General features: G+C 48.5%; 1 pseudogene. It reads left to right on the forward strand.

Going from position 1 to position 307, the window contains the following annotated elements:
- Positions 1-64: 64 nt before the first annotated feature.
- Positions 65-307, forward strand: a pseudogene (locus tag O0V13_RS21585) (transposase); the annotation flags it as partial.

Here is a 307-nt window from a genome sequence, read left to right on the forward strand (position 1 = left end):
CGTCCATCATCCAGGCCGTATTGTTCACCAGATCATTGAGCGGATAGATCTGAGTGGGGTATATAGCCGATACTCGGAGAACGGATCCAGCGGCTATCATCCCAAGATGTTGTTAAAGGTTCTGGTCTATGGATACTTAGAAAACTGTTATTCATCCCGCAAACTCGAAAAAGCGGTCCGGGAGAACATTGTGTTCATGTGGCTTGCGGGGATGCAGCGTCCCGATCACCACACGATCAATCGATTCCGGTCAGAACGTCTCCGAGATGTAATCGGTGATATTTTTGCCCAGGTGGTATTGATGCTT

It is taken from the genome of Algoriphagus sp. PAP.12, assembly GCF_026652115.1.
Classification (GTDB): domain Bacteria; phylum Bacteroidota; class Bacteroidia; order Cytophagales; family Cyclobacteriaceae; genus Algoriphagus.